This is a genomic window from Lebetimonas sp. JS032 (assembly GCF_000523315.1).
In the GTDB taxonomy this organism is placed as follows: domain Bacteria; phylum Campylobacterota; class Campylobacteria; order Campylobacterales; family Nautiliaceae; genus Lebetimonas.
Genome location: NZ_ATHS01000001.1, coordinates 765,193 through 786,674 on the forward strand (window position 1 = coordinate 765,193; position 21,482 = coordinate 786,674).

Below are 21,482 nucleotides of genomic sequence, written 5' to 3' on the forward strand. Positions count from 1 at the left end.
AAATGGAAAATGGAAAATTGAAAATATTGGTAATAAAATTTAGAAACATAGGAGATGTTTTACTTACAACTCCTTTAATTAAAAATTTAAAACTAAATTACCCTGATTCACAAATTGATTGTGTAGTAAATAAAGGCACAGAAGAGATGCTAACGCTAAATCCAAATATTAATAATATTTTTACTTATGATAGAAGTTATTTTAAATCCCTTCCAAAACTAAAAAGAATAATAGAAGAATTTAAATTTTTAAGAAGTTTTAGAAATTATGATATTATAATAAATACAACAGAAGGCGATAGAGGGGCTTTTATTGCAAAATTTAGCAGGGCAAAAATAAAAATAGGATTTTCTCCAAAAAAAAATATCTTTTTAAAAAATACATTTACTCATAAATTACAAAATCCTCCTTTAATGAGACATATAATAGAGAATAATTTAGATGCTATAAGAATTTTAAATAAAAAAATTTTTGAAAAAAGAGTTAAAATTTTTTGGGATAAAAAAGATGATGAGTTTATTGACAGTTTTAATTTACCTAAAAAATTTGTTCATTTTCATCCGGTGAGCAGATGGCTTTTTAAATGTATAGATGATACAATTTCAGCAAAAATTATTGATTTTATTCAAGAGGAGCTAAATTTAAGGGTAGTTTTAACGGCAGCTCCTGTTGAAGCAGAAATTAAAAAAATAGAAAATATTAAATCTTTATGTAAAACAAATCCAATTGATTTAAGTGGAAAACTTAGCTTAAAACAGACAGCTGCTCTTAATAAAAGGGCTAAATTTTTTATAGGAGTTGATACTGCCATAATGCATATAAGTGCGGCCAACGATATCCCTGTAATTGCATTTTTTGGACCGAGCGGGGCTTTTAATTGGGGGCCTTGGGATAATAATTTAATGGAGAGTGGATATAATAAAAAAAACGGATTTCAAAAAATGGGAAAACATAGAGTTATTCAGGTAGATTGGGATTGTGCTCCTTGTGGGCAGGATGGATGTAATGGAAGCAAGATAAGCGAATGTTTAATAAGCGGACTTGATTTTGAATTTATCAAAAAAAATATAGAGGAAGTAAATGAAAATACTTGAACTTGAATCGTCAAAAGGCTGGGGCGGACAGGAAAAAAGGACTGTCAGGCTTAATAATAATCTCTCAGATGAATTTGAAGTTTTTTGGGGAGTGGAGAAAGATAGCGTTTTATTTAAAAGACAAGAAGAAATAAGAGGTGAATTTTTTGATTTTAAATTAAATAAGATTTATAATTTAAAAACTATTTATCAGTTAGTAAATTTTGTAAAGAATAAAAAAATAGATATTATTTCTACTCATTCTGGAAAAGATGCTTGGATTGGAAACATTGTAGGTAAATTATGCGGTGTAAAGGTAATTCGCACAAGACATCTTTTAACTCCGATAAAAAGTGCAAAAAGTTATAATTTATCAGATAAAGTTGTTTGTGTTAGCAGACAAGTAAAAGAATATTTAGAAAGTGTAGGGGTTAAAAAAGAGAAATTAGAGGTTATTTATACAGGTATTGATACAGATAAGTTTAAACCTTTTAGCGGTTATGATTTAAGAGGTGAATATAATATTAATAATGATACTGTAATTATAGGAATTGTGGCAGTTTTAAGGGCTGCAAAAAGACATATAGATTTATTAGAGGCTATAAAACCTTTAGAAAATATAAAAATTGTAATAGTTGGGAATGGTCCGCAGGAGATGAATATTAAAAATTTTATAAAAGAAAATAATTTAGAAAATAAAGTTTTGATGCTTGGTCATAGAGAAGATATAGATAAAATTTTACCTAATTTTGATATTTTTGTATTGCCTTCAAATCTTGAAGCTCTTGGGACCGCTCTTTTAGAAGCTCAGTCTTGCGGTGTGCCTGTTGTGGCAAGCAGGGTTGGTGGAATTCCAGAGTGTGTGAGTGAAGGTAAGACAGGGTTTTTGTTTGAAAAAGAAAATGTAAATGATTTAAGAGAAAAGTTAATCAAGTTAATAGAGAATAAAAACTTAAGATATGAATTTTCAAAAAATGCAATAGAATGGATAGAAAATAATTTTTCAACTCAAAAAATGGTTAAAGATACCGAAAATTTGTATAAAAGAATTATAAATGAATAGTGTGCCGGTTTTAATGTATCATCATATTTTAGAAAAAGATAGTTTTATTGCAAGTAGCATAGAAAATTTTGAAAAACAGATGAAGTTTTTAGCAGAAAATAATTATAAAACTCTTACAAGCAAAGAATTTTTAGAATTTAAACAGGGCAAAAAAAAATTTAAAAAAGCTGTTTTTATTACATTTGATGATGGATGGAGGGATAATTACTATTTTGCATATCCTGTTTTAAAAAAATACAATTTAAAAGCCACAATATTTTTAGTAACTGAATGGATTGAAAAAGCAAGTGAAAAAAAATCAGAATTTAAACCTCTAAAACATAATGAGGCTAAAAAAGAAGTCCAGATTAATCCTTCATCAGTTATTTTAAATTGGAATGAAATAGAAAAAATGAGTGATGTTTTAGATTTTCACTCACATACTCATTCGCATAGGGATTTTTATTTTGGTAAAGAATATTCGTGGGAAGAAGAGTTTGAAAAATCAAAAGAAATTTTAAAAAATAGGCTTGGTGTTGATTCAAAACATTTATGCTGGCCAAGAGGAAAATATGATAATAATTTGATAATGTTAGTAAAAAAAAATTTTAAAATTTTTTATACTACAAAAAGAGGAATTAATTTAGCTGATAATAATTTAGATGAAATAAAAAGAATAGCAATAAAAAAAGATGATAGATGGCTAAAAAAACAGATAAAAATTTTTTCTAATCCAATTTTTGGATATTTATATTCAAAGGTAAAACCTGAATGAAAATTTTGCTTGTTAGAAATGATAATATTGGAGATTTAATTTGCACAACTCCTGCTATTGAAGCTTTAAGAAAAAAATATCCTGATGCTCAAATTGATATAGTGGTAAACAGTTATAATTTTTTAGCAATTAATAAAAATCCTTTTGTGGATAAAATTTATGTTTACATAAAACCAAAGCATAAAAAAAATTTATCTGATAAAATTAAAGCATTAGGCGGTAAGATAAAAATTATGAGTGAAATTTTTTTTGAAAAATATGACGCGGCAGTTGTTTTTAGAAGCGGATATTCAAGTTCGGCTGAGCAGTTTAGTAATATAAGTAGAGCTAAAATTAAAATTGGTGTAAAAGATATTAAAAACAGGGATAATTTTACACATCACATTATTCCAAATCCAAATGAGCATGAAGTTGAATTTTGTTATAGATGTTTAGAACCTTTGAGAATTAAACAAGGTGATGAAAAAATGTTTTTTTATATGCCTGAGAATTTTAAGAAAAAATATAAAGGTTATAAAAATTATATTTTGTTTCACATCTCTTCAAGAATTAAAGAAAATAGATATTCTAAAGAAAAATTTAAAGCAGTTATTGATAAATTAGATGAAAATATTATAATTACAGCAGAACCAAGTGATTTTGAAAATGCAAAATGGCTTGAAGAAAACAGTAAAGCTAAATGGATAAAAACTGAAAGTCTTTTAGATTTAGCCGGGTTAATCAGCAATGTAAAATTATTTGTTAGTCTTGATGGCGGGGCTATGCATATAGGACCTGCTCTTGGAGTTAAAACAATTGCAATTAGTGGCAAAACAAATATGAATAAATGGTATCCTTGGGGATATAAAGATTTGGTAACTCAGGATGAAAGTAAAATTGCTGGAAATATTGAGCCTGAAATTGTTGTTGAGAAAATTAAGGAGAATATTTGAGTTTGTTTGAAAAAATAATTAATCTGTTTTTATCTCCTGCAAAATCTATAGAATATTTAAAAATTAATGATAATGATAATTTTGTAGTTATATCAAATACCGCATTAGGAGATACATTACTATCAACTCCTGCTATAAAATCACTTAAAAAATCTTTTCCAAATAATAAAATTATTGCAGTTTTAAAAAGCAATTTTTCACCATTATTTAGAAATTTTGAATATATAGATGAAATAATTGAATATAATGGCAAATATAATGATTTTTTTAAAATAATGTTTAGAATAAAAAAATATAATCCAAAAATTACTTTAATTTTTCATTCAAATTCTCCACAGGATATACAATTAGCTGTTTTAAGTGGCAGTGAATATATTTTAAAACACCCTACTAAAAATTATTTAAAAAAATATTTATCGTATGATTTTATAAAAAAAAACCAACATGCTATAGAAGATAGATTAGATTTAATCAAAAAAATAGGTGGAAAAATAATTGAAAAAGAGATGAAAATAGGAAATGTTTTAAATAAAGAATATTTACAATTTAAGAATTATATTGGTTTTCAAGTAGGGGCTGCTGATGTTTATAAGATGTGGCCGATTGAAAGATTTAGTAAATTGGCTGAAAAATTATTAAAAAATAATGAAAAAATTGTAATATTAGGCACTCAAAACGAAAAAAAATTGGGAGATAAAATAATACAAAATGTTGGCAATAAAAATATTGTAAATATGTGCGGAAAAACAAATATTATAGAGTTAGCAAATATTGTAAATAATTTAAAGATGTTAATTACAAATGATACAGGCACAATGCATTTGGCGATTGCACTTAAAACTCCTACGGTTTCACTTTTTTCAGCTACAGATTCAAAAACTATAGGACCTTATCAGGATTTAGAACTTCATAAAGTTATTCAAAAAAATGGCAGTTTTGTCCAAAAATTGCCTAAAAAACAAAGAGACAATTCTGCAATGCAATTAATTGATGTAAATGAGGTTTTTGAAAAATATGAGGAATTAAATAATTATTTAAAGAGCAGAAAATGAAATTTTGTATGTATAACATAACTACAACCATAAAAACTGGCGGAATTGAAACTTTTTACTGGGAAGTTGCTAAAGAATTAATAAGACAGGGACATGAAGTAGAAATAATCTCAGGCAAAGGAGACTATATAAAATATGTTGAAATTCCTTTGAAAATGTTTGATTTTATTCCAAGAGATAAAATTATTGATTTAGGAAACAGATTTAGGAAATGGTGGGAAAGGGTAAGTTTTTTTAGAAATGCATATTCTTATTTAAAAAATAAAAAATATGATATTTTTTTAATTCATAAACCACTGGATTTTTTTACATGTTATTTTATGAAAAAAATAAATCCTGAAATAAAAACTGTTTTTGTTTCCGGTGGGGAAGATTTTTATGGATTTGATAAATTTTTTTCAAAATATGTAGATTATATGTTTGCAGTAAGTAAATCAAATAAAAAAATAATTGAAAACAGATACAAAAGAAAAGTGAAAGTTTTATATAATGGTGTTGATATAGAATTATTCAAAGCAGATAAACAAATTAGAAACGATATGCGTAAAAAATTTAATTTGGAAAATAAAAAAATTTTATTAAGTGTTGGAAGAATTGTTGGATTAAAAGGTTTTCATTTAGCAATTGAAATATTGCCTGAATTACCAGAAAATTTTATATATGTTTTAATAGGTAAAGGAAAAGAATTAGAAAATTTAAAGAAATTAGCAAAAAAATTAAATGTAGAAAATAAAGTTTTATTTTTAGGTGAGATTGAAAATAAAGAGCTTTATAAATATATAAATATAGCTGATATATTTATTCAACCAAGTATTGGAAAAGAAGCTTTTGGAATAACTTTAATTGAAGCTATGGCTTGTGGAGTACCTGTAATTGCAAGCAATAATGGGGGTATGAAAGAAATAGTAAAAAATGGAGAAAACGGATTTTTATTTGAAATAAACAATAAAGAAGAATTAAAAGAAAAAATATTAAAAGCTATGAATATGACATTTAATACAAGAGAATATGTTAAAAATAATTTTACATGGGAAAATACGGTAGATAATTTATTAAAGGGGATTGGTGTTGAAAAATAAGTTAGATTATATAAAAATATTTTTTTTAAGCCTTTTTCTATTTGTATTTTTAATAAATGGATATACTCCAATAAAATATATTGGTTTATCAGGGGCTGTTTTATTTTATTTGATAGATTTGTTTTTAAATTTTGATAAAATAAAAAAAATTTATATTGAGTATTACCAAGATGAAAAAACTCTTTTTATTCTTTTTAGTTTTATTTTAATTTCAATTATTATTTCTATTATTTTTTCTTTTTCTAATTCTTTGCCATCATGGAAAGAGTTTAGAGTTGAGTTTTTAAATATATTTTTGTTTATGTTAGTTTCATTAAGTGTAGAAAAAAAAGAATTATTAAAAAATATATTGTTTATTGCTACAATATGTGCTTTTGTATTTGATGTATTTAAATTTGCGTATGAGTATATTAAAATTAATCCTAAGTTAGATTTTTCTATAAGGCTTGAAAGAATAGCGGCTGTATATTTTGATATATTGATTCCTTTTGTGTTTATTTCTTTGTTTTTAATAAAAAATAAAATTTTTAAACTTTTATTAAGTATAATTTTTTTATTTGGATTATTTGAATTATTTTTAACAGGGGCAAGAGGTGCATGGGGTACAGTTTTTATTGAAATATTTTTAATTGCAGTAGTATTAAGTTTAAAATTTAATTATAAAAAAATGTTTATTTATTTAGGAATTGTATTTATTTTATTGATAATGGGCGGATATTTAATTTATAAAAATTCTTATTTAATACAAACTAAGATTCATCAGGGGTTAAATCCAAACGGAAGGGATAAAATTGTTGAAACAAGGTTGCCAATTTTTCTAAAACATAGTAATTTGTTTATAGGGGTTGGCGGTCCTGATAATTATCAATATAACAGATTTCTTAATTTTTATCATGCGCCTAAAAAATATGGCGTTCAAGAAGGAAATAACTTTCATTATTGGTCTGATGAACCTTTTTTACTTCAAATTTTTTATAAAGAAGGTATTTTGGGATTAATTGCTTTTTTAGCTTTTAGTATAGTTTTTATTTTTAAATTATATAAAAATTTAAATTTATTTACTTTGGCAATATTAGTGTCTTTTGTTGGATATTATTTTGTAAGAGGATTAGCTGAGGGTAGGAATTTTAAATATTTGATTTTTTATTTTATGCTTTATTTAATATTTAAGGAAAAAGATGAAAATAGCTTACGTATATCCTGAAAAATTGCCATCTAAAAAAGCAAGGGCTATTTCTGTTGTTAATACAGCTTGTGAATTATCTAAAATTGTTGATACTACTTTAATTTATGAAAAAAGTGAGAATAATGTTTTAGATTTTTATGAACTTAGTTGTAATTTAAAATTAAAAGAGTTGCCAAGAAAATTTATTATAAGAAGTAATAAAATTTTTAATTTAAACCTAAAAAAAGAAATAAAAAAATATGATTATTTTTATGTAAGACATTTAAAAACAGCAGAATTTTTAATAAAAAATGGAGCTAATGTTATTTTTGAATGTCATGAAATTTTTCAATTTAAAAATAAAAAAATAGGAGAAATAGAAAAATTTGTTTATGAAAATACTTTAGGGCTTACTTTTATAAATAAAAGTTTAAAAAAAGAAATTAATAATAGTTTTAATGTTTCAAATTTACAAAAAGTTATACATAATGGTTGTGATTTTTTTGAATATAAAAAGAAAGATTTTACTTCAATTAAAGAAATTTTTTATATTGGAAGTTTACAAAAATGGAAAGGAGTTGATTTTTTAGTAGATGTGTTAAATAAAAAAAATATTGTACTTAAAATGATAGGAGATGGAAATAGAAAAAAAGAATTGCTAAATAAAGCTGCTAACAATATTGAATTTTTAGGTTTTAAAAAACCTGAAGAAATTAAACATATTTTATTAAATGAAGTAAAATTAGCAGTAATTCCTAATATTAGTTCTCATTATAATAAATTTTCTACACCTATCAAACTTTATGAATATTTAATGACTTCTAATATTGTTTTGGCCAGTGATTTTGAACCTATTAAGGAAATAATAAAAGATGGAGTAAATGGTTTTTTATTTAAAGCAGGTGATAAAAAAGATTTTTTAAATAAATTGAATTATATATTATCTTTGCCAAAAGAAAAATTGGAAAAAATTTCTAAAAATGCTTATGAAACAGGAAAACAGTTTACTTGGGAAAACAGGGCCAAACAAATAGTTGATTTTATTAAGGAAATTGATGAAAAAACTAACATTTCTTCGTCTTAAAAAAAATCCTTTCGGCGGGGCTGAGAGGTATTTGGAAAGACTTAGTAATGAGCTTAAAAAACAAAATATTGATTATGAAGTAATTTATTGTAATTGTCCTAAAATAATGCCTAGCTTTTTAAAGGCATTTTGGTATAACCTGCAGGTTTGCTTAAATAAAAAAAATAAATTTTATTTTTCTCTTGAAAGAATCACATGTCCTGATATTTATAGGGCTGGAGATGGGGTACACAAAGCGTTTTTAGAAACTAAAAAATCAATTAATCCTTTGCATTTAGTCTATCTTTTTATAGAAAAAAGAATGTTTAAAAATGCTAAAAAAATTATTGCAAATTCTAATATGGTTAAAAATCAAATTATTAAATATTATAATATTAGTCCTGAAAAAATAGAAGTAATTTATAACGGAATTCCTTTAAAAGAAAAGGCTGATTTTAGTAATATAAAAAAAGAATTTAATTTAAAACAAGAAAAAATTATTCTTTATGTTGGCAGTGGTTTTAAAAGAAAAGGGGTAAAAGAAGCGCTTGAAATTATTTCTAAAATTAAAAGAGATTTTAAATTTTTAGTTGTGGGGAAAGAAAAAAAAATTAATTATTATAAAAATTATGCTAAAGAATTAGGAGTTGAAAAAAAAGTAATTTTTACAGGGCCAAGAAGAGATGTGGATAAATTTTATTCTATGGCAGATATTTTTCTTTTTCCTACAAAATATGAACCTTTCAGCAATGTAGTTTTAGAAGCTATGAATTTTGAATGTGTGGTATTTACAACAAAGCAAAACGGGGCAAGTGAAATTTTGCCTGAATTTAATGTAATGGAAAATCCCAATGATTTAAGTGTTGTTGAAAAAATAAATTTTCTTTTAGAAAATGATAAAATATTAAAAGAAAAACAAAAAGAAATGAAAGATATCTCAAAAAATTTCAGTATAGAAAAAAATGTGAAAAAAACACTTAAGGTTATAAATGAAACTCTTAATTGAATCTCCAACATGGCTTGGCGATGCCGTAATGGCAAGCGGGTCGATAGAGGGGCTTCTTGAATATTTTAAACCTAAAAAATCTATTCTTTTTGGAAGTTTTGTAAGTACTGAGCTTTTTAAAGAAAAATTTGATGAGGTTATTGTAGATGATAGAAAACACAGGTTTAGGCAGTTTTTTAAAATTCCAAGTGCCGATTTATTTATAAGTTTTAGAGGAAGTTTATATTCAAAAGTTTTAGGATTAAAAGCAAAAAAGTCTTTTACATTTGACAATAACTTTTCAGGTCATATGGTGGAGAAATATTCAAAATATGTAAATTCTATAATAAATGAAAATAAAATATATAATCCAAAACTTGATTTTAAACCTTTTGAATTTGCAAAACCCACAATCGGCATTAATCCCGGGGCTACATACGGAAGTGCCAAAAGATGGTATCCCGAAAAGTTTGCCGAGGTCGGAAACTATTTTAAAAATTATAAACTGATAATTTTTGGAGGTCCCGGGGAAGAGGAAATTGCAAAAGATATAGAAAAAAATTTAGACCATCCGGATTTTTTAAATTTATGTGGAAGGCTCAATATAAAAGAGCTTTGCCAATATATTGGGGGACTTAGTCTTTTTGTTACGAACGATTCAGGGCCTATGCATATAGCGGCGGCTTACAATGTGCCAATTGTGGCTGTTTTTGGGCCCACTGATTATACTGAAACGAGTCCCTGGAGTAAAAATTATAAAATAGTTACTAAAAATCTGGAATGTGCTCCCTGTAAAAAAAGAGAGTGTCCTTTGAAGTCGCATGAATGTATGAAAAGTATTGAAGCTGGTGAGGTGATTGAAGCGGCAAAAGAGTTGCTAATTGAAAAATGAAAAGTGAAAAGTTAAAAATTGTGGAAAATGGAAAATGAGCGAAAATTAGCAAAGCGAATTAAGCTCATCTGACTGCTTGAAAAGCGTCCATGATGAAAAGTTAAAAATTAAAGGATAATAATGAAAGCGGCTTTTTTAGACAGAGACGGGGTTATAAATGTTGATAAAAATTATGTTTATAAAATAGAAGATTTTCAATTCAAAGAAGGGATTTTTGAATTATTAAAATTACTTCAGGATAAAGGTTTTACTTTATTTATTGTAACCAATCAGTCAGGTATAGGCAGGGGATATTACAGGGAAGAGGATTTTAAAAAACTCACAGATTATATGCTAAATGAACTTGAAAAAAGGGGGTTTGAAATAAAAGAAGTCGCTTTTTGCCCCCATCATCCGGATGTTGGATGTTACTGTAGAAAACCAAATCCCGGGATGATTTTGAATTTGGCAAAAAAATATAATATTTCTTTAAAAGATTCCATAATGATAGGCGATAAAATAAGTGATATTAAAGCCGGGAAAAATGCGGGAGTTGGGAAAACTTATTTAGTTAAAAATTCTTTATTTGATATAATTGAAAAAATCAAAAAGGAATGAAATGAAGTATGTTGATATTGATTTTAATAATAAAACTGTTTTAGTTACAGGTGGAGCCGGATTTATAGGCAGTAATTTAGCTTTTTACTTTCAGGAAAATTATCCTGATGCAAAAGTAATTGTTTTTGATAAATTCAGAAACGAAGAGACTTTTTCAAACGGAAACTTAAAAAGTTTTGGGCATTTTAAAAATCTGTTGGGATTCAAGGGGATTGTAATCAGCGGAGATATTACAAAAAAAGAAGACTTGGAAAGACTTGAAGTTTATGATATTGATTATATATTCCATGAAGCCGCAATTTCAGATACCACGGTTCTTGATCAGAAAATAATGATAGATACGAATGTAAATGCTTTTAAGGATTTATTGGATTTGGTAGTTAAAAAAGATGCTTCTATGATTTATGCAAGCTCTGCGGCGACTTATGGAAATTCTAAAATATTTAAAGTGGGGCATGAAAATCCAAATAATGTATACGGCTTTTCCAAACTTATGATGGATAATTTAGCAAAAGAGTATTATGATAAAATTAGAGTTATTGGACTTAGGTATTTTAATGTATACGGTGAGAGGGAATATTTTAAGAATAAAACAGCTTCAATGGTTTTGCAGTTTGGACTTCAGCTTTTAAAAGGAGAGAGTGCAAAACTGTTTGAGGGAAGTGATAAAATAAAAAGGGATTTTATATATGTTGAAGATGTAATTCAGGCGAATATAAAAGCCTGCGCAGCCAAAAAAAACGGGGTTTATAATGTGGGAACCGGAAAGGCCAGAAGTTTTCAGGATATTGTGGATATATTAAAAAAAGAGTTAGGTATTGAAAGAGATGATATATACATTCCAAATCCATATGCAAAGCAGTATCAGTATTTTACCCAGGCTGATATTGAAGATACAAGAAAATATCTGGATTATAATCCGAGATTCAGCCTGGAAGACGGGATAAAAGCTTATTTACCTGAAATTAGACGAATTTACGAAGAAGAAGTGAAATGATAGCAATTGTCGGCGATTTTATGATAGACCATTATCTATGGGGGAAAAGCCACAGGATTTCCCCTGAGGCTCCGGTGCCTGTTGTGGAAGTTGAAAAAGAAGAAGACAGACTCGGAGGTGCCGGGAATGTCGTAAATAATTTAATAACACTTGAGGCTGAAGTGATAGTTTCAAGTGTTATTGGCAGAAATTATAAAAGAATGTTAAAGCTTTTAGAAGAAAAAAATATAGACACAAACGGGATTTTTATAGATAAATCGCGTGAGACTATTATAAAAAGCAGGGTAATAGCGTCCCATCAGCAGGTAATCAGGTATGATAAAGAGACAATAGAACCTATTGGTGAAGAATATGAAGAAAAAATAATTGAATTTTTAGATAAAAATATTAAAAATATTGAAATAATTCTTTTAAGCGATTATGAAAAAGGTGTTTTAACAAAAAGTCTAACTCAAAAAATAATCAAACTTGCAAACAGATATAATAAAAAGCTTATAATTGATCCAAAAAAAGATTTTTCAAAATATATAAATGCGTGGATGTTAAAGCCTAATAAAAAAGAGCTTGAAACTGCGGCAGGGATGAAGATAAAAAATAAAGATGATTTAATAAAAGCTGGATGGAAAGTTAAAAAAGAGCTGAATCTTGATTATTTGTTAGTAACTCTCAGTGAAGATGGAATGGCTCTTTTTGCAGATAATTTCGTAGAAGTGCCTACTTTGGCAAGAGAAGTATATGATGTAACGGGGGCAGGGGATACGGTTTTGGCAAGTCTGGGATATTATTTAAATAAAAGTGATGATTTAATCAATGCCATGCATTTTGCAAACGCGGCCGCCGCTGTTGTAGTAGGAAAACTCGGAAGTGCTACTGTGTCGCTTGAAGAAATTAAAGAAGCCGAAAAAAGAATAGATAACAATGTGGATTATAAAATAGTTGATTTTAAATTAATTGAAAAAATAGCAAATGCTTTAAGGGCTGAAAATAAAAAAATAGTTTTTACAAACGGATGTTTTGATATTTTACATATAGGTCATGTAAAATACCTTCAAAAGGCAAAAGCTCTTGGAGATAAACTTATAGTCGGTGTTAATTCAAATGAATCAGTAAGTAGACTTAAAGGTCCTAATAGACCGGTAAATGATGAATACGACAGGGCTTATCTTTTAGCTTCTCTTGAGGTTGTTGATTATGTGGTTATTTTTGATGAAGATACCCCGTATGAACTCATTAAAAAAATAAAACCGGATATTTTGGTAAAAGGGGCCGATTATAAAAATAAAGAGGTTGTAGGAAGCGATATTGCAAAAGAAGTAAGACTCATTGATTTTGTTGAGGGGAAAAGTACTACGAATATTATAAAAAAAGTGAGGAATGGTGAGTAGTGAGTTGTGAGTAGTTAAGTTGCCAAGTTATACCAATTGAAAATGGAAAATGGATAATGGAAAATGAGCGAAAATGAGCAAAGCGAATTACGCTCATCTGGCTGCTTGAAAAGCGGCCATGATGAAAAGTAAAAAAAAGGAGAGAAATGTTAAATAAATGTTTGATGAATCATATCGAGGTAGCTAAAAAAATGGAAAAACTGTTGCCTGATATTGTAAGTGCGGCCGAGCTTTGTTTGGCTTCTTTAAAAGACGGAGGTAAAATTTTACTTTGTGGAAACGGAGGAAGTGCGGCCGATTCTCAGCATATTGCAGCCGAGCTTAGCGGCAGGTTTAAAAAAGAGCGTAAAGCTCTTGCCGGTATAGCTCTAACTACCGATACATCCGCTCTTACAGCAATAGGAAATGATTACGGTTTTGAACAAATATTTTCAAGACAGGTAGAAGCGTTGGCAAATGAAGATGATATATTAATAGCAATTTCAACAAGCGGCAATTCAAAAAATGTAATAAATGCAATAGATTATGCCAGAAAAACAGGCTGTAAGGTTATTACTTTAACAGGAAAAGACGGCGGTAAGATGAAAGATTTGGGAGATGTGAATATTGTTATTCCAAGCTATGATACGCCAAGAATTCAGGAAATGCATATAATGGTCGGACATATGATTTGCGCTATGATTGATGAAGAGTTTTAAAAATTTCATTTATTATAAATTCAGCCCCGTTTTTTTTGTTTATTTTAGCCAAATTTTTTGAAATAGCCTCTAAGTTAGAATCAAAAAGAATTTTTATAATCTTTTCATCGTTTATTTCATTTTGTCTTATTACAAATCCCGCTTTTTTTTCTTCTAAAAATTTTGCATTATAATATTGATGGTTTCCCGCTGCATAAGGGTAGGGAATAAAAAGAGTCGGAATCTGGTTTGCGACAAGTTCAAACAGTGTTGAAGCTCCGGCTCTGCTTATTGCAAAATCGGCTTGTGTGATTTTATCGGCTAAATCTTTTGAAAAATCAAAAACGTCTGCTTTTACACCGTTTTTTTCATAAAAATTTTTAATTCTTTCGTAATCCCTTTTTCCTGTCTGATGAATTATATTAATATTTTTTTCTTTTAAAACGGGGGCGAGCGACAAAGCCAAATCGTTTATTGCAATCGCCCCCTGGCTTCCTCCTAAAAAAATAACAGTTTTTAGCTTTTTCCTGATTCTATTTTTTTCAAAAAAAATTTGTTCCACAGGATAGGGGTCGTTATATAAAAATGTGGAAAAAAATCTTCTGGAAAAAGGTTTTAATAATTTATTAAGTGAGCCGATATGTGCATTTTGTTCATGAATAAAAAGGGGATTATTGCTTGTTATAGCGGCAAAAGCTGCCGGGGCTGCTGAATATCCTCCTACACTGAAAACTGCATTTATATTATTTTCTTTTAATATTTTTTTTGCCTGAAAAGATAATTTTATTATATTAATTAAAGAATCTATTTTTTTTATTCCTTTTTTATTTACAACACCTGTGGATGAGAGAAAATATTTTTTGCTAAACCCTTCATCTTCACTAAACCACTCTTTGTCTGCCCCAGAGGTTGAACCTATGTAAATTGGATTTAATCCTCTTTTATTTAATTCATTTTTTATAATTTTTGCAATTTTAAGGTGTCCCCCCGTTCCACCGCCTGTTATTGCCATATTTAAATTTTCCATTTATTCTCCAATTTCACCATTTTCACTACTCACTATTTTCACCATTTATTATAACTTCGTTCTTTTGCTTATCATTAAAACCATTCCTATTGCCGTTAAAAAAGCTAAAAGTGAACTTCCGCCGTAGCTTAAAAAAGGGACTGTAAGACCTTTTATAGGAATCAATGACGTAACGCCCAGTGCATTTAGAATAAACTGCAGTGAAATTAAAGTCCCTATTCCGAAGGCAAAAAGCTGATATTCTTTTTTTTCGCTCCTGTTTGCGATTCTGAATATTCTGTAAATTAAGGCACTGAACAAAATTACAATTAAGCTGATTCCTATTATACCTGTTTCCTCCGCAATACCGGCCAATACAAAATCGGTATGCACATCGCTTAAAAATCCGAGTTTGAATACACCGTTTCCTATGCCTGTCCCCAAAATTCCACCGTTGTGAATTGCATTCAAAGCTTCCTGGACCTGTCCGTAACTTGCTGGGGAAGTGTCAACTATCGGATGTGGAAAAAAATTTGACGACATAAGTGCCAGCCATGCTTTAAACCTTAAAAGGCGGTATTTAGATGAGAAAACGGCTAAAATAAACACAAAAATACCGCCCGAAATAATTAAAGTGAATGTTTGAAATCTGCCCCCTGCAATTAATAACATAAAAGCAAAAACCAAAGCCATTATCATAACCTGTCCCAAATCCGATTGAAAAGCAAGTATCAGATACCAAAAACCTCCCAGTATTATAAGATAGGGTAAAATAAGTTTTATCTCTTCTTTTAGGGAATTGATGTTTTTAACTTTTCTTGTAAAAGACCATGATAAAAAAAATATTACTCCGATTTTGAAAAATTCAACGGGGGAAAATTTAAACGCCCCTATTTTTATCCATCTTCTTGCACCGTTAATTACAGGGGCAATACTTTCGGGTAAAAAAGGCATTAATATTACCAATATAGAAGAAGTTATAAAAATAAGCCATCCAAGCTTGTTAAACCATATATCAGTGTTTAGAAAAGAAAGAATCGTCATAATTACAAAACCTAAAAAACCAAAAAAAAGATATCTGCTTACAAAATGATATTCCCCCAGGTTTTTTGAAGTTTCCAAAAAAACAGGCAGAGAATATGAAAAAAGGGAACCTATCAGTAAAAATATGGCAACTATAATAAAAATTAACGCATCGACTTTTTGCAAAATTAACCTTTATAGTGTATAATTAATATAGAATTTTATCATAATAATACAGTGAGTTGTGAGTAGTGAATTGTGACTAGCCAAGTTGCCAAGTTTAAAGTGAAAAATGGAAAGTGAAAAGTGAAAGCTGAGAGGTTGTAGGTAAAGGGAATAAAAATTGCTTGAAATTAAAAAAGGAGTTTTGGTTTGTTTAAAACAATTAATTTTTTGGAAAAATCTCTTGAATACAGAAAAATCAGACAGGATTTAATTGCAAGCAATATAGCAAATGCCGATACTCCTTATTACAAACCAAAAGATATAAGATTTGAAGATACCTTAAGAAATGAAATAGAACATGGAAACAATAAAAAATTAGAGCTTGCAAAAACTAATGCTATGCATTTGGAGCCTAAAAATGTAGAAGATAAAAATGAGCCTGTTGTGTTTTTCAGAGACGGTCATTTGGCAAGAAATGACGGAAACAGCGTTGATATAGATGTGGAAACTACAGAAATGGCAAAAAATGCCCTTATGTATAACGCCGAGGTGGCTGCGGTAAAAAAAAGAATAGATTTGTTTAAGCTGGTGATTGATTCAAGTAAGAATATATAATAGTGAGTGGTGAGTTGTGAGTAGTGAGTTGTGAGTAATGAGTTGGCAAGTGGCCAAGTTTTAAATAAAAGGAAAAAAATGGGATTTTTAAACAGTTTTGATATATCCGGATACGGACTTTCAGCCCAGAGATTCAGAATAAATATAATTTCAGAAAATATTGCAAACGCAAATACCACAAGAACCGATGAAGGCGGGCCGTACAGAAGAAAAGAGGTTGTTTTTAAAGCTGTGCCTTTTGAAAAAACGCTTAACAAAGAACTTGAAAACAATGCTTCTTTTGCCGGATATGAAAATCCTTTGGATGAAGAGGGAGAAGACGGTGCAAAGGCGAAACCTCCGATTGAAACTGTAATGGTGGATAAAGTGGTAAGGGATGATTCAAAACCGATTTTAAAATATGACCCGACAAACCCTGATGCAAATGCCAAAGGTTATGTAGCGTATCCAAATATTAATCCTGTAATTGAAATGGCCGATTTATTGGAAGCAACAAGGGCGTATCAGGCTAATGTGGCGGCATTTCAGAGTGCAAAAACAATGGCGAACAGTGCCATAAACATATTACAAAGCTAAGGAATAAAAAATGGCTTTTATTAATAAAATAGATTCAAATATAAATATCGGAAATATACAAAACAAAAACAAATCAAATGATGATAATTTTGAAGAAATTTTAAAAAAAGAGTTAAATGAGACAAATAATTTTCTACAAAGCGCCAAAAAAGCCGAAACCGATATAGCAACCGGAGATGTTAAAGATTTGGCAAAAGCAAGTATAACTATTCAAAAAGCGGAACTTAAAATGAAAATGATGCTTGAAGTCAGAAATAAGGCTATAAGTGCCTATAAAGAGCTACTTAAAACTCAAATTTAATGAAAAATATTAAAATACCTTTAGTTTATATTCTTTTTTTTATTCTTTTTTTAGTTATATTCGGCGCTTTTTTGTTTTTTTCTATTTATAGACCGAAATCATATTTTAATCCTTATATTAAAAAAATCGAAAGTGCGCTCAGGGGGAATATTGTCGCCGGTAATTTTACCTTGGCCAAGAGTGAGAGAATCTATGCTGTTTATATAGACCCCGATTATATATCGTTTTTTAAAAAAAAACTGTTTGTAGATTTATTCAGTATTTATACCGGTATAAGTAAAAGAGAAATTGTTGATAAATTAAAAATCCATAAGAGAATTCTGCTGGCCGTTATAGACAAAAATACCAAACAACAGTTAATTTATTTAAGACGTGTCCTTGATAAATACCGTGTTTTCATAAGTGTTAACGGTATAAGAAGAGGATATGACATTGAAAGCGTGGCTCCTAAAAATATAGACGGAAATATAGTCCTTTCACCTCTTTTTAAAAGGGTATATCCGTATAATGATACGTTTGAACCGTATCTCGGAAGTTATTCAAAAGAAACACAAAAAGGAAACAACGGGATAGAAGAATATTATAACAATGTTTTAAGCCCGGGGGAAAATGGAATTATAACGGGATACAGGGATGTCGGGGGAAATATTATCTACGATAAAAATGCCGTTGTCAAATATCCTAAAAACGGAAAAACATTAAAGCTTAACATAAACCTTGTTTTACAGAAAAGAATAGAAAATATTTTGGATGAGGCAAAAGAAAAATATAAAGCGGATGAGGTAATAGCCGCAGTAATGGAAAGCAAAAGCGGAAAAATTTTAGCATTGGCTTCTTCAAACAGGTTTAACCCGAACCATATAACAAAAAAAGACATTCCCAATATGAAAATTTCTGCCCTAAGGGAACTTTTTGAACCCGGGTCAGTTATGAAACCGATAACATTTGCCATTTTACTTGAACATAATAAAGTAAATCCTTATGAAGTATTGAATGCATATAACGGCAGATGGAAACCCGACTGGAGAAAAACTCCTATTATAGATGATAAGCCGTTTAAATGGCTGAGTGCCGAAAACGCAATTGTGTATTCAAGCAATATTGTCATGTCCCAGCTGGCGCTCAGGCTTTCTGCAAAAGAGCAGTTTTACGGTTACAGAAAATTTGGACTTGACAAAATAAGCGGAATCGATTTACCTTATGAACTAAAAGGCAGACTTCAACCTTTAAAACTTTATAATTATCCTGTTTACAAATCAACTTCAGCTTACGGATACGGAATAGTTGTCAATTTTATGGAACTTTTAAAAGCCTATAATGTATTTAACAATAACGGTGTTATGGTAACTCCTAAAATTGCCGATGTTCCTACGGATAAAAAAAAGGTTATTAAGACCTTAACGGCGAATGAAATGCTAAACATTCTAAGAAAAGTTGTTTTAAAAGGGACGGCAAAGGCTGCTTTAATGGATAATATATTTACCGCAGGGAAAACAGGAACCGCCCATACAACCCAAAACGGGGTGTATCAGAAAGTTTATAATTCCTCTTTTTTCGGATTTGCCGATGCAAACGGTAAAAAATATACCATAGGTATTACATTTTTCCATGTAAAAGCGCCTTTCCCGTATTATTTCGCATCAGCCACAGCTGTGCCGGTTTTTAAAAAAATTGTTATAATTATGAAAGATGAAAAAATGTTTGGGGGAAAGGATGAGGGGAATAATTGAAATTTTAAACACTACTTTTTTAAATACGCCTTTATATAAAATAATTCTGGCTTTTATTGTTTTATTTATATTTTTGGTTTTCAGAAAAATTTTTACACTTTTTGTTCTTTCGTTTTTCCAGAAACTCTCTTCAAAAACCAAAACAGATATAGATGACAAATTTTTTGCCGCATTTAAAAATCCTTTAAGATTTTTGTTTGTTATAGCCGGTATTTGGGGATTTTTTTATTTTCTGAATCTTAAAGGCGAATTTTTAAACCATATAATAAGAGGACTTTTAATTTTTGATATTTTTTGGGTAATGTATAATCTTGTATGTGAATTCGAAGACTGGGTATATCATCTGCTTGGAAAATACGGAAAAGCTTCGAGGGAACTGGCTTCTTTTCTTATAAAAATCACTAAAGCTTTTGTTGTTATTATCGGTATTGTGGCAATGCTTCAGGAATTTGGAATTAACGTTACAGGATTTATCGCTTCACTCGGTCTCGGCGGTTTGGCGTTTGCCCTGGCGGCAAAAGATACGGCTGCAAATCTTTTCGGCGGGATTGCAATACTGACCGACAATATTTTTAAAGTCGGAGAATGGGTGAAAATAGGAAATGCCGAGGGAATTGTGGAAGATATAGGAATGAGAACAACAAAAATAAGGGCTTTTGACAAAAGAGTGATAGTTGTTCCGAATTCGGTAATTGCTGTTTCAAATGTGGAAAATTTTTCAAGGCGTGACAGAAGAAGGGTTATGATGAGAATAGGCCTTACATATTCTACAAGTGTGGAAGATTTAAACAAACTGTTAAATGAAATAAGAAGTTATTTAAAAAACCACCCTTTAGTTCATAAAGAACCCCTTTTAATATATTTTGATGAATACGCAGACAGTTCCCTTAATATATTTTGCTATTTTTTTACCAAAACGGCTGATTGGGAAAAATATCTGGAAATAAAAGAGGAAATAAATCTGGAAATTAAAAAAACCGTTGAAAAATATACATCATTTGCGTTTCCGTCAAACAGTGTATATTTTGAAACACCTATAAAGGTGGAACAATGAAAATTAAAAAATTAATAAAAATATTTTCAGGTATTTTAATTTTGTCTGTAGTTTTTGTCTGGTTGTTATTTAATACGGATATAGGGAAAAATATAATTAAATTTTATCTTCAAAAAGAAATTGACCATTATTTTAAGAATACAAAAATAGAAAAACTTATAATCAACTATAATACATTTTCCATGCTTCTGTATCAAGATGGCAATATATATAAATTATACGGGGAAATGTTCCCTTTTGATGCGATTATAGAAGGCAGGCTTAAATATATAGATTTGGCAAATAAAAAAATAAAAGAAAATGCGATAATAAGCGGAAACGTTATAAAAAAAATTACAGGATATCTTATAAACAGTATGGTTTATTTTGATAATAATATAGGTTTTTTGAAAATAAAACTGAATAAAAATAAAAAAGATATAAATTTTAAAACCGGTGATATCGATTTAGGGTATGTTTTAAATAAACTGTCTGTCAAAATTCCGAAAAATCTTAACGGCAAAGTGAAAATTAATCTCTCTTCGAATAATTATAATTATAATATTTACGCTTCGATAAACGGAACTTATCAAAAAAATCCGTTTAATTCAAATATAAATGTTTTTTTCAATTCGTTTAACAATATAAATATAAACGGTAAAATAAAAAGCGAAATTTTAGAAGGAAATTTTAAAGCTACAGTAGATAATAAAAACAACATTAAATATATTGTTGATCTGGATAAACTTGATTTGAAACTTCTTCCTTTGATTTATCCGTTTAAAGGCGAGGTAAGCTTAAAAGCGGAGAATAATCCGGAGTATGGAATAATAAAATTTAAAGGAAATAATTTCAGCGGATTTTATGACCAAAATATTACAAATATAGTTTTTGATATGCCGTCAAATATGTTTTTCAATTATATAAATTTACCAAATATTTTTGATTATGGAAAAATAACCGGCAGAATTGTTGTGTCCGATAAAGGCAGTTTTAACTTTTTAATTCAAAATGCTAAATTAAAAGAGGATGTTTCAAAGAAACTCAATATAAAATACGATGAATTTGAAAAAATTTTTGTCAAAGGGACATTTAATAAAAAAGAGGTAGTTTTTGATTTATTATGTGATAAAAACGATTTGACTATTAGTATTAAAAAGGGAAAATTATTAATTAAGGGAGATAAAATAATACCGGTGTTTGTTTTAAATGTAAATGACGGGAAAGATTTATATATATATAAATTTAAAAATAACATGCTTAAATTGTTAAAGAAAGAAAATCTAAATAATGAAGATAATCAAATATTAGTCTTTTAG

Annotated in this window: 22 protein-coding genes; 20 read left to right on the plus strand and 2 right to left on the minus strand. The window is 28.7% G+C overall.

Translation table 11 applies throughout. From position 1 onward, the window contains the following. The first annotated feature begins 2 nt into the window (after positions 1-2). The 14 genes from rfaQ to gmhA all read left to right on the plus strand — a co-directional run bounded on the left by rfaQ (position 3) and on the right by gmhA (position 13,735). The gene (gene rfaQ, locus DZ65_RS0104235) at positions 3-1,094 is read left to right on the plus strand and encodes a putative lipopolysaccharide heptosyltransferase III (protein ID WP_236617350.1); all 1,092 of its coding nucleotides are present in this window, start codon (positions 3-5) and stop codon (positions 1,092-1,094) included. Further along, positions 1,081-2,136: a glycosyltransferase family 4 protein gene (locus tag DZ65_RS0104240; protein WP_024790785.1), complete on the plus strand. Its 1,056-nt coding sequence runs from the start codon at positions 1,081-1,083 to the stop codon at positions 2,134-2,136. Before rfaQ ends, DZ65_RS0104240 begins: the two co-directional genes overlap by 14 nt. Further along, a complete protein-coding gene (locus tag DZ65_RS0104245; protein WP_024790786.1) occupies positions 2,129-2,890 on the plus strand; it encodes a polysaccharide deacetylase family protein in 762 nt (253 codons plus the stop codon). The genes DZ65_RS0104240 and DZ65_RS0104245 overlap by 8 nt, the downstream gene beginning before the upstream one ends. After that, positions 2,887-3,822, plus strand: coding sequence for a glycosyltransferase family 9 protein (locus DZ65_RS0104250; protein ID WP_024791280.1), 936 nt, complete (start codon positions 2,887-2,889; stop codon positions 3,820-3,822). The genes DZ65_RS0104245 and DZ65_RS0104250 overlap by 4 nt, the downstream gene beginning before the upstream one ends. Continuing rightward, the gene (locus DZ65_RS0104255; protein WP_024787435.1) at positions 3,819-4,874 is read left to right on the plus strand and encodes a glycosyltransferase family 9 protein; all 1,056 of its coding nucleotides are present in this window, start codon (positions 3,819-3,821) and stop codon (positions 4,872-4,874) included. Before DZ65_RS0104250 ends, DZ65_RS0104255 begins: the two co-directional genes overlap by 4 nt. Continuing rightward, on the plus strand, positions 4,871-5,953 hold the full coding sequence (locus DZ65_RS0104260) for a glycosyltransferase family 4 protein (protein WP_024787436.1): 1,083 nt from the start codon (positions 4,871-4,873) through the stop codon (positions 5,951-5,953). Before DZ65_RS0104255 ends, DZ65_RS0104260 begins: the two co-directional genes overlap by 4 nt. Beyond that, positions 5,943-7,157: an O-antigen ligase gene (locus DZ65_RS0104265; RefSeq protein WP_156920218.1), complete on the plus strand. Its 1,215-nt coding sequence runs from the start codon at positions 5,943-5,945 to the stop codon at positions 7,155-7,157. Before DZ65_RS0104260 ends, DZ65_RS0104265 begins: the two co-directional genes overlap by 11 nt. After that, positions 7,132-8,202 carry a glycosyltransferase family 4 protein gene (locus tag DZ65_RS0104270; RefSeq protein WP_024787438.1) on the plus strand — a complete coding sequence of 357 codons (1,071 nt, stop codon included), beginning with the start codon at positions 7,132-7,134 and terminating at the stop codon, positions 8,200-8,202. The genes DZ65_RS0104265 and DZ65_RS0104270 overlap by 26 nt, the downstream gene beginning before the upstream one ends. Further along, entirely contained in the window at positions 8,174-9,187 is a 1,014-nt protein-coding gene (locus DZ65_RS0104275) for a glycosyltransferase family 4 protein (protein WP_024787439.1), read from the plus strand. The genes DZ65_RS0104270 and DZ65_RS0104275 overlap by 29 nt, the downstream gene beginning before the upstream one ends. Further along, positions 9,171-10,058 (plus strand): lipopolysaccharide heptosyltransferase II, encoded by an 888-nt coding sequence (waaF, locus tag DZ65_RS0104280; RefSeq protein WP_024787440.1) that lies wholly within the window; start codon positions 9,171-9,173, stop codon positions 10,056-10,058. The genes DZ65_RS0104275 and waaF overlap by 17 nt, the downstream gene beginning before the upstream one ends. Positions 10,059-10,178: 120 nt before the next feature. Then, positions 10,179-10,655, plus strand: a complete 477-nt coding sequence (gene gmhB / locus DZ65_RS0104285) for a D-glycero-beta-D-manno-heptose 1,7-bisphosphate 7-phosphatase (protein WP_035907104.1) — start codon at positions 10,179-10,181, stop codon at positions 10,653-10,655. 1 nt (position 10,656) lies between these two features. Beyond that, positions 10,657-11,652 carry an ADP-glyceromanno-heptose 6-epimerase gene (rfaD, locus tag DZ65_RS0104290; RefSeq protein ID WP_024787442.1) on the plus strand — a complete coding sequence of 332 codons (996 nt, stop codon included), beginning with the start codon at positions 10,657-10,659 and terminating at the stop codon, positions 11,650-11,652. Beyond that, positions 11,649-13,037, plus strand: a complete 1,389-nt coding sequence (gene rfaE1 / locus DZ65_RS0104295) for a D-glycero-beta-D-manno-heptose-7-phosphate kinase (RefSeq protein WP_024787443.1) — start codon at positions 11,649-11,651, stop codon at positions 13,035-13,037. The genes rfaD and rfaE1 overlap by 4 nt, the downstream gene beginning before the upstream one ends. 191 nt (positions 13,038-13,228) lie before the next feature. Continuing rightward, positions 13,229-13,735: a D-sedoheptulose 7-phosphate isomerase gene (gene gmhA / locus DZ65_RS0104300; RefSeq protein ID WP_369792211.1), complete on the plus strand. Its 507-nt coding sequence runs from the start codon at positions 13,229-13,231 to the stop codon at positions 13,733-13,735. Here gmhA and murG read toward each other — a convergent pair. Continuing rightward, entirely contained in the window at positions 13,713-14,741 is a 1,029-nt protein-coding gene (gene murG / locus DZ65_RS0104305) for an undecaprenyldiphospho-muramoylpentapeptide beta-N-acetylglucosaminyltransferase (RefSeq protein ID WP_035907106.1), read from the minus strand. The two genes, gmhA and murG, sit on opposite strands and share 23 nt — an antisense overlap. A 48-nt stretch (positions 14,742-14,789) precedes the next feature. Continuing rightward, positions 14,790-15,929, minus strand: coding sequence for an FtsW/RodA/SpoVE family cell cycle protein (locus DZ65_RS0104310; RefSeq protein ID WP_024790788.1), 1,140 nt, complete (start codon positions 15,927-15,929; stop codon positions 14,790-14,792). Between the two features lie 186 nt (positions 15,930-16,115). Here DZ65_RS0104310 and flgB point away from each other — a divergent pair, with 186 nt between their 5' ends. The 6 genes from flgB (at position 16,116) to DZ65_RS0104340 (ending at position 21,482) form a co-directional block, all read left to right on the plus strand. After that, the gene (gene flgB, locus DZ65_RS0104315) at positions 16,116-16,523 is read left to right on the plus strand and encodes a flagellar basal body rod protein FlgB (RefSeq protein WP_024787447.1); all 408 of its coding nucleotides are present in this window, start codon (positions 16,116-16,118) and stop codon (positions 16,521-16,523) included. A 78-nt stretch (positions 16,524-16,601) separates the two neighbouring features. Continuing rightward, positions 16,602-17,099 carry a flagellar basal body rod protein FlgC gene (flgC, locus tag DZ65_RS0104320; protein ID WP_024787448.1) on the plus strand — a complete coding sequence of 166 codons (498 nt, stop codon included), beginning with the start codon at positions 16,602-16,604 and terminating at the stop codon, positions 17,097-17,099. 10 nt (positions 17,100-17,109) lie between these two features. Further along, a complete protein-coding gene (gene fliE / locus DZ65_RS0104325) occupies positions 17,110-17,400 on the plus strand; it encodes a flagellar hook-basal body complex protein FliE (protein ID WP_024787449.1) in 291 nt (96 codons plus the stop codon). Between the two features lie 71 nt (positions 17,401-17,471). Then, positions 17,472-19,130 carry a penicillin-binding protein 2 gene (locus DZ65_RS0104330; RefSeq protein ID WP_236617351.1) on the plus strand — a complete coding sequence of 553 codons (1,659 nt, stop codon included), beginning with the start codon at positions 17,472-17,474 and terminating at the stop codon, positions 19,128-19,130. Further along, a complete protein-coding gene (locus DZ65_RS0104335) occupies positions 19,114-20,184 on the plus strand; it encodes a mechanosensitive ion channel family protein (RefSeq protein WP_236617352.1) in 1,071 nt (356 codons plus the stop codon). The genes DZ65_RS0104330 and DZ65_RS0104335 overlap by 17 nt, the downstream gene beginning before the upstream one ends. Then, complete coding sequence (locus DZ65_RS0104340; RefSeq protein WP_024787452.1) at positions 20,181-21,482, plus strand: hypothetical protein; 1,302 nt, start codon at positions 20,181-20,183, stop codon at positions 21,480-21,482. Before DZ65_RS0104335 ends, DZ65_RS0104340 begins: the two co-directional genes overlap by 4 nt.

What these genes read in the sequence shown, in the direction of transcription:
- rfaQ (WP_236617350.1), top strand. Translation starts at nt 3, where the DNA reads ATGGAAAATGGAAAATTGAAAATATTGGTAATAAAATTTAGAAACATA.
- DZ65_RS0104240 (WP_024790785.1), top strand. Translation starts at nt 1,081, where the DNA reads ATGAAAATACTTGAACTTGAATCGTCAAAAGGCTGGGGCGGACAGGAA.
- DZ65_RS0104245 (WP_024790786.1), top strand. Translation starts at nt 2,129, where the DNA reads ATGAATAGTGTGCCGGTTTTAATGTATCATCATATTTTAGAAAAAGAT.
- DZ65_RS0104250 (WP_024791280.1), top strand. Translation starts at nt 2,887, where the DNA reads ATGAAAATTTTGCTTGTTAGAAATGATAATATTGGAGATTTAATTTGC.
- DZ65_RS0104260 (WP_024787436.1), top strand. Translation starts at nt 4,871, where the DNA reads ATGAAATTTTGTATGTATAACATAACTACAACCATAAAAACTGGCGGA.
- DZ65_RS0104270 (WP_024787438.1), top strand. Translation starts at nt 7,132, where the DNA reads ATGAAAATAGCTTACGTATATCCTGAAAAATTGCCATCTAAAAAAGCA.
- DZ65_RS0104275 (WP_024787439.1), top strand. Translation starts at nt 8,174, where the DNA reads ATGAAAAAACTAACATTTCTTCGTCTTAAAAAAAATCCTTTCGGCGGG.
- waaF (WP_024787440.1), top strand. Translation starts at nt 9,171, where the DNA reads ATGAAACTCTTAATTGAATCTCCAACATGGCTTGGCGATGCCGTAATG.
- gmhB (WP_035907104.1), top strand. Translation starts at nt 10,179, where the DNA reads ATGAAAGCGGCTTTTTTAGACAGAGACGGGGTTATAAATGTTGATAAA.
- rfaD (WP_024787442.1), top strand. Translation starts at nt 10,657, where the DNA reads ATGAAGTATGTTGATATTGATTTTAATAATAAAACTGTTTTAGTTACA.
- rfaE1 (WP_024787443.1), top strand. Translation starts at nt 11,649, where the DNA reads ATGATAGCAATTGTCGGCGATTTTATGATAGACCATTATCTATGGGGG.
- gmhA (WP_369792211.1), top strand. Translation starts at nt 13,229, where the DNA reads ATGGAAAAACTGTTGCCTGATATTGTAAGTGCGGCCGAGCTTTGTTTG.
- murG (WP_035907106.1), bottom strand. Translation starts at nt 14,741, where the DNA reads ATGGAAAATTTAAATATGGCAATAACAGGCGGTGGAACGGGGGGACAC.
- flgC (WP_024787448.1), top strand. Translation starts at nt 16,602, where the DNA reads ATGGGATTTTTAAACAGTTTTGATATATCCGGATACGGACTTTCAGCC.
- fliE (WP_024787449.1), top strand. Translation starts at nt 17,110, where the DNA reads ATGGCTTTTATTAATAAAATAGATTCAAATATAAATATCGGAAATATA.
- DZ65_RS0104335 (WP_236617352.1), top strand. Translation starts at nt 19,114, where the DNA reads ATGAGGGGAATAATTGAAATTTTAAACACTACTTTTTTAAATACGCCT.
- DZ65_RS0104340 (WP_024787452.1), top strand. Translation starts at nt 20,181, where the DNA reads ATGAAAATTAAAAAATTAATAAAAATATTTTCAGGTATTTTAATTTTG.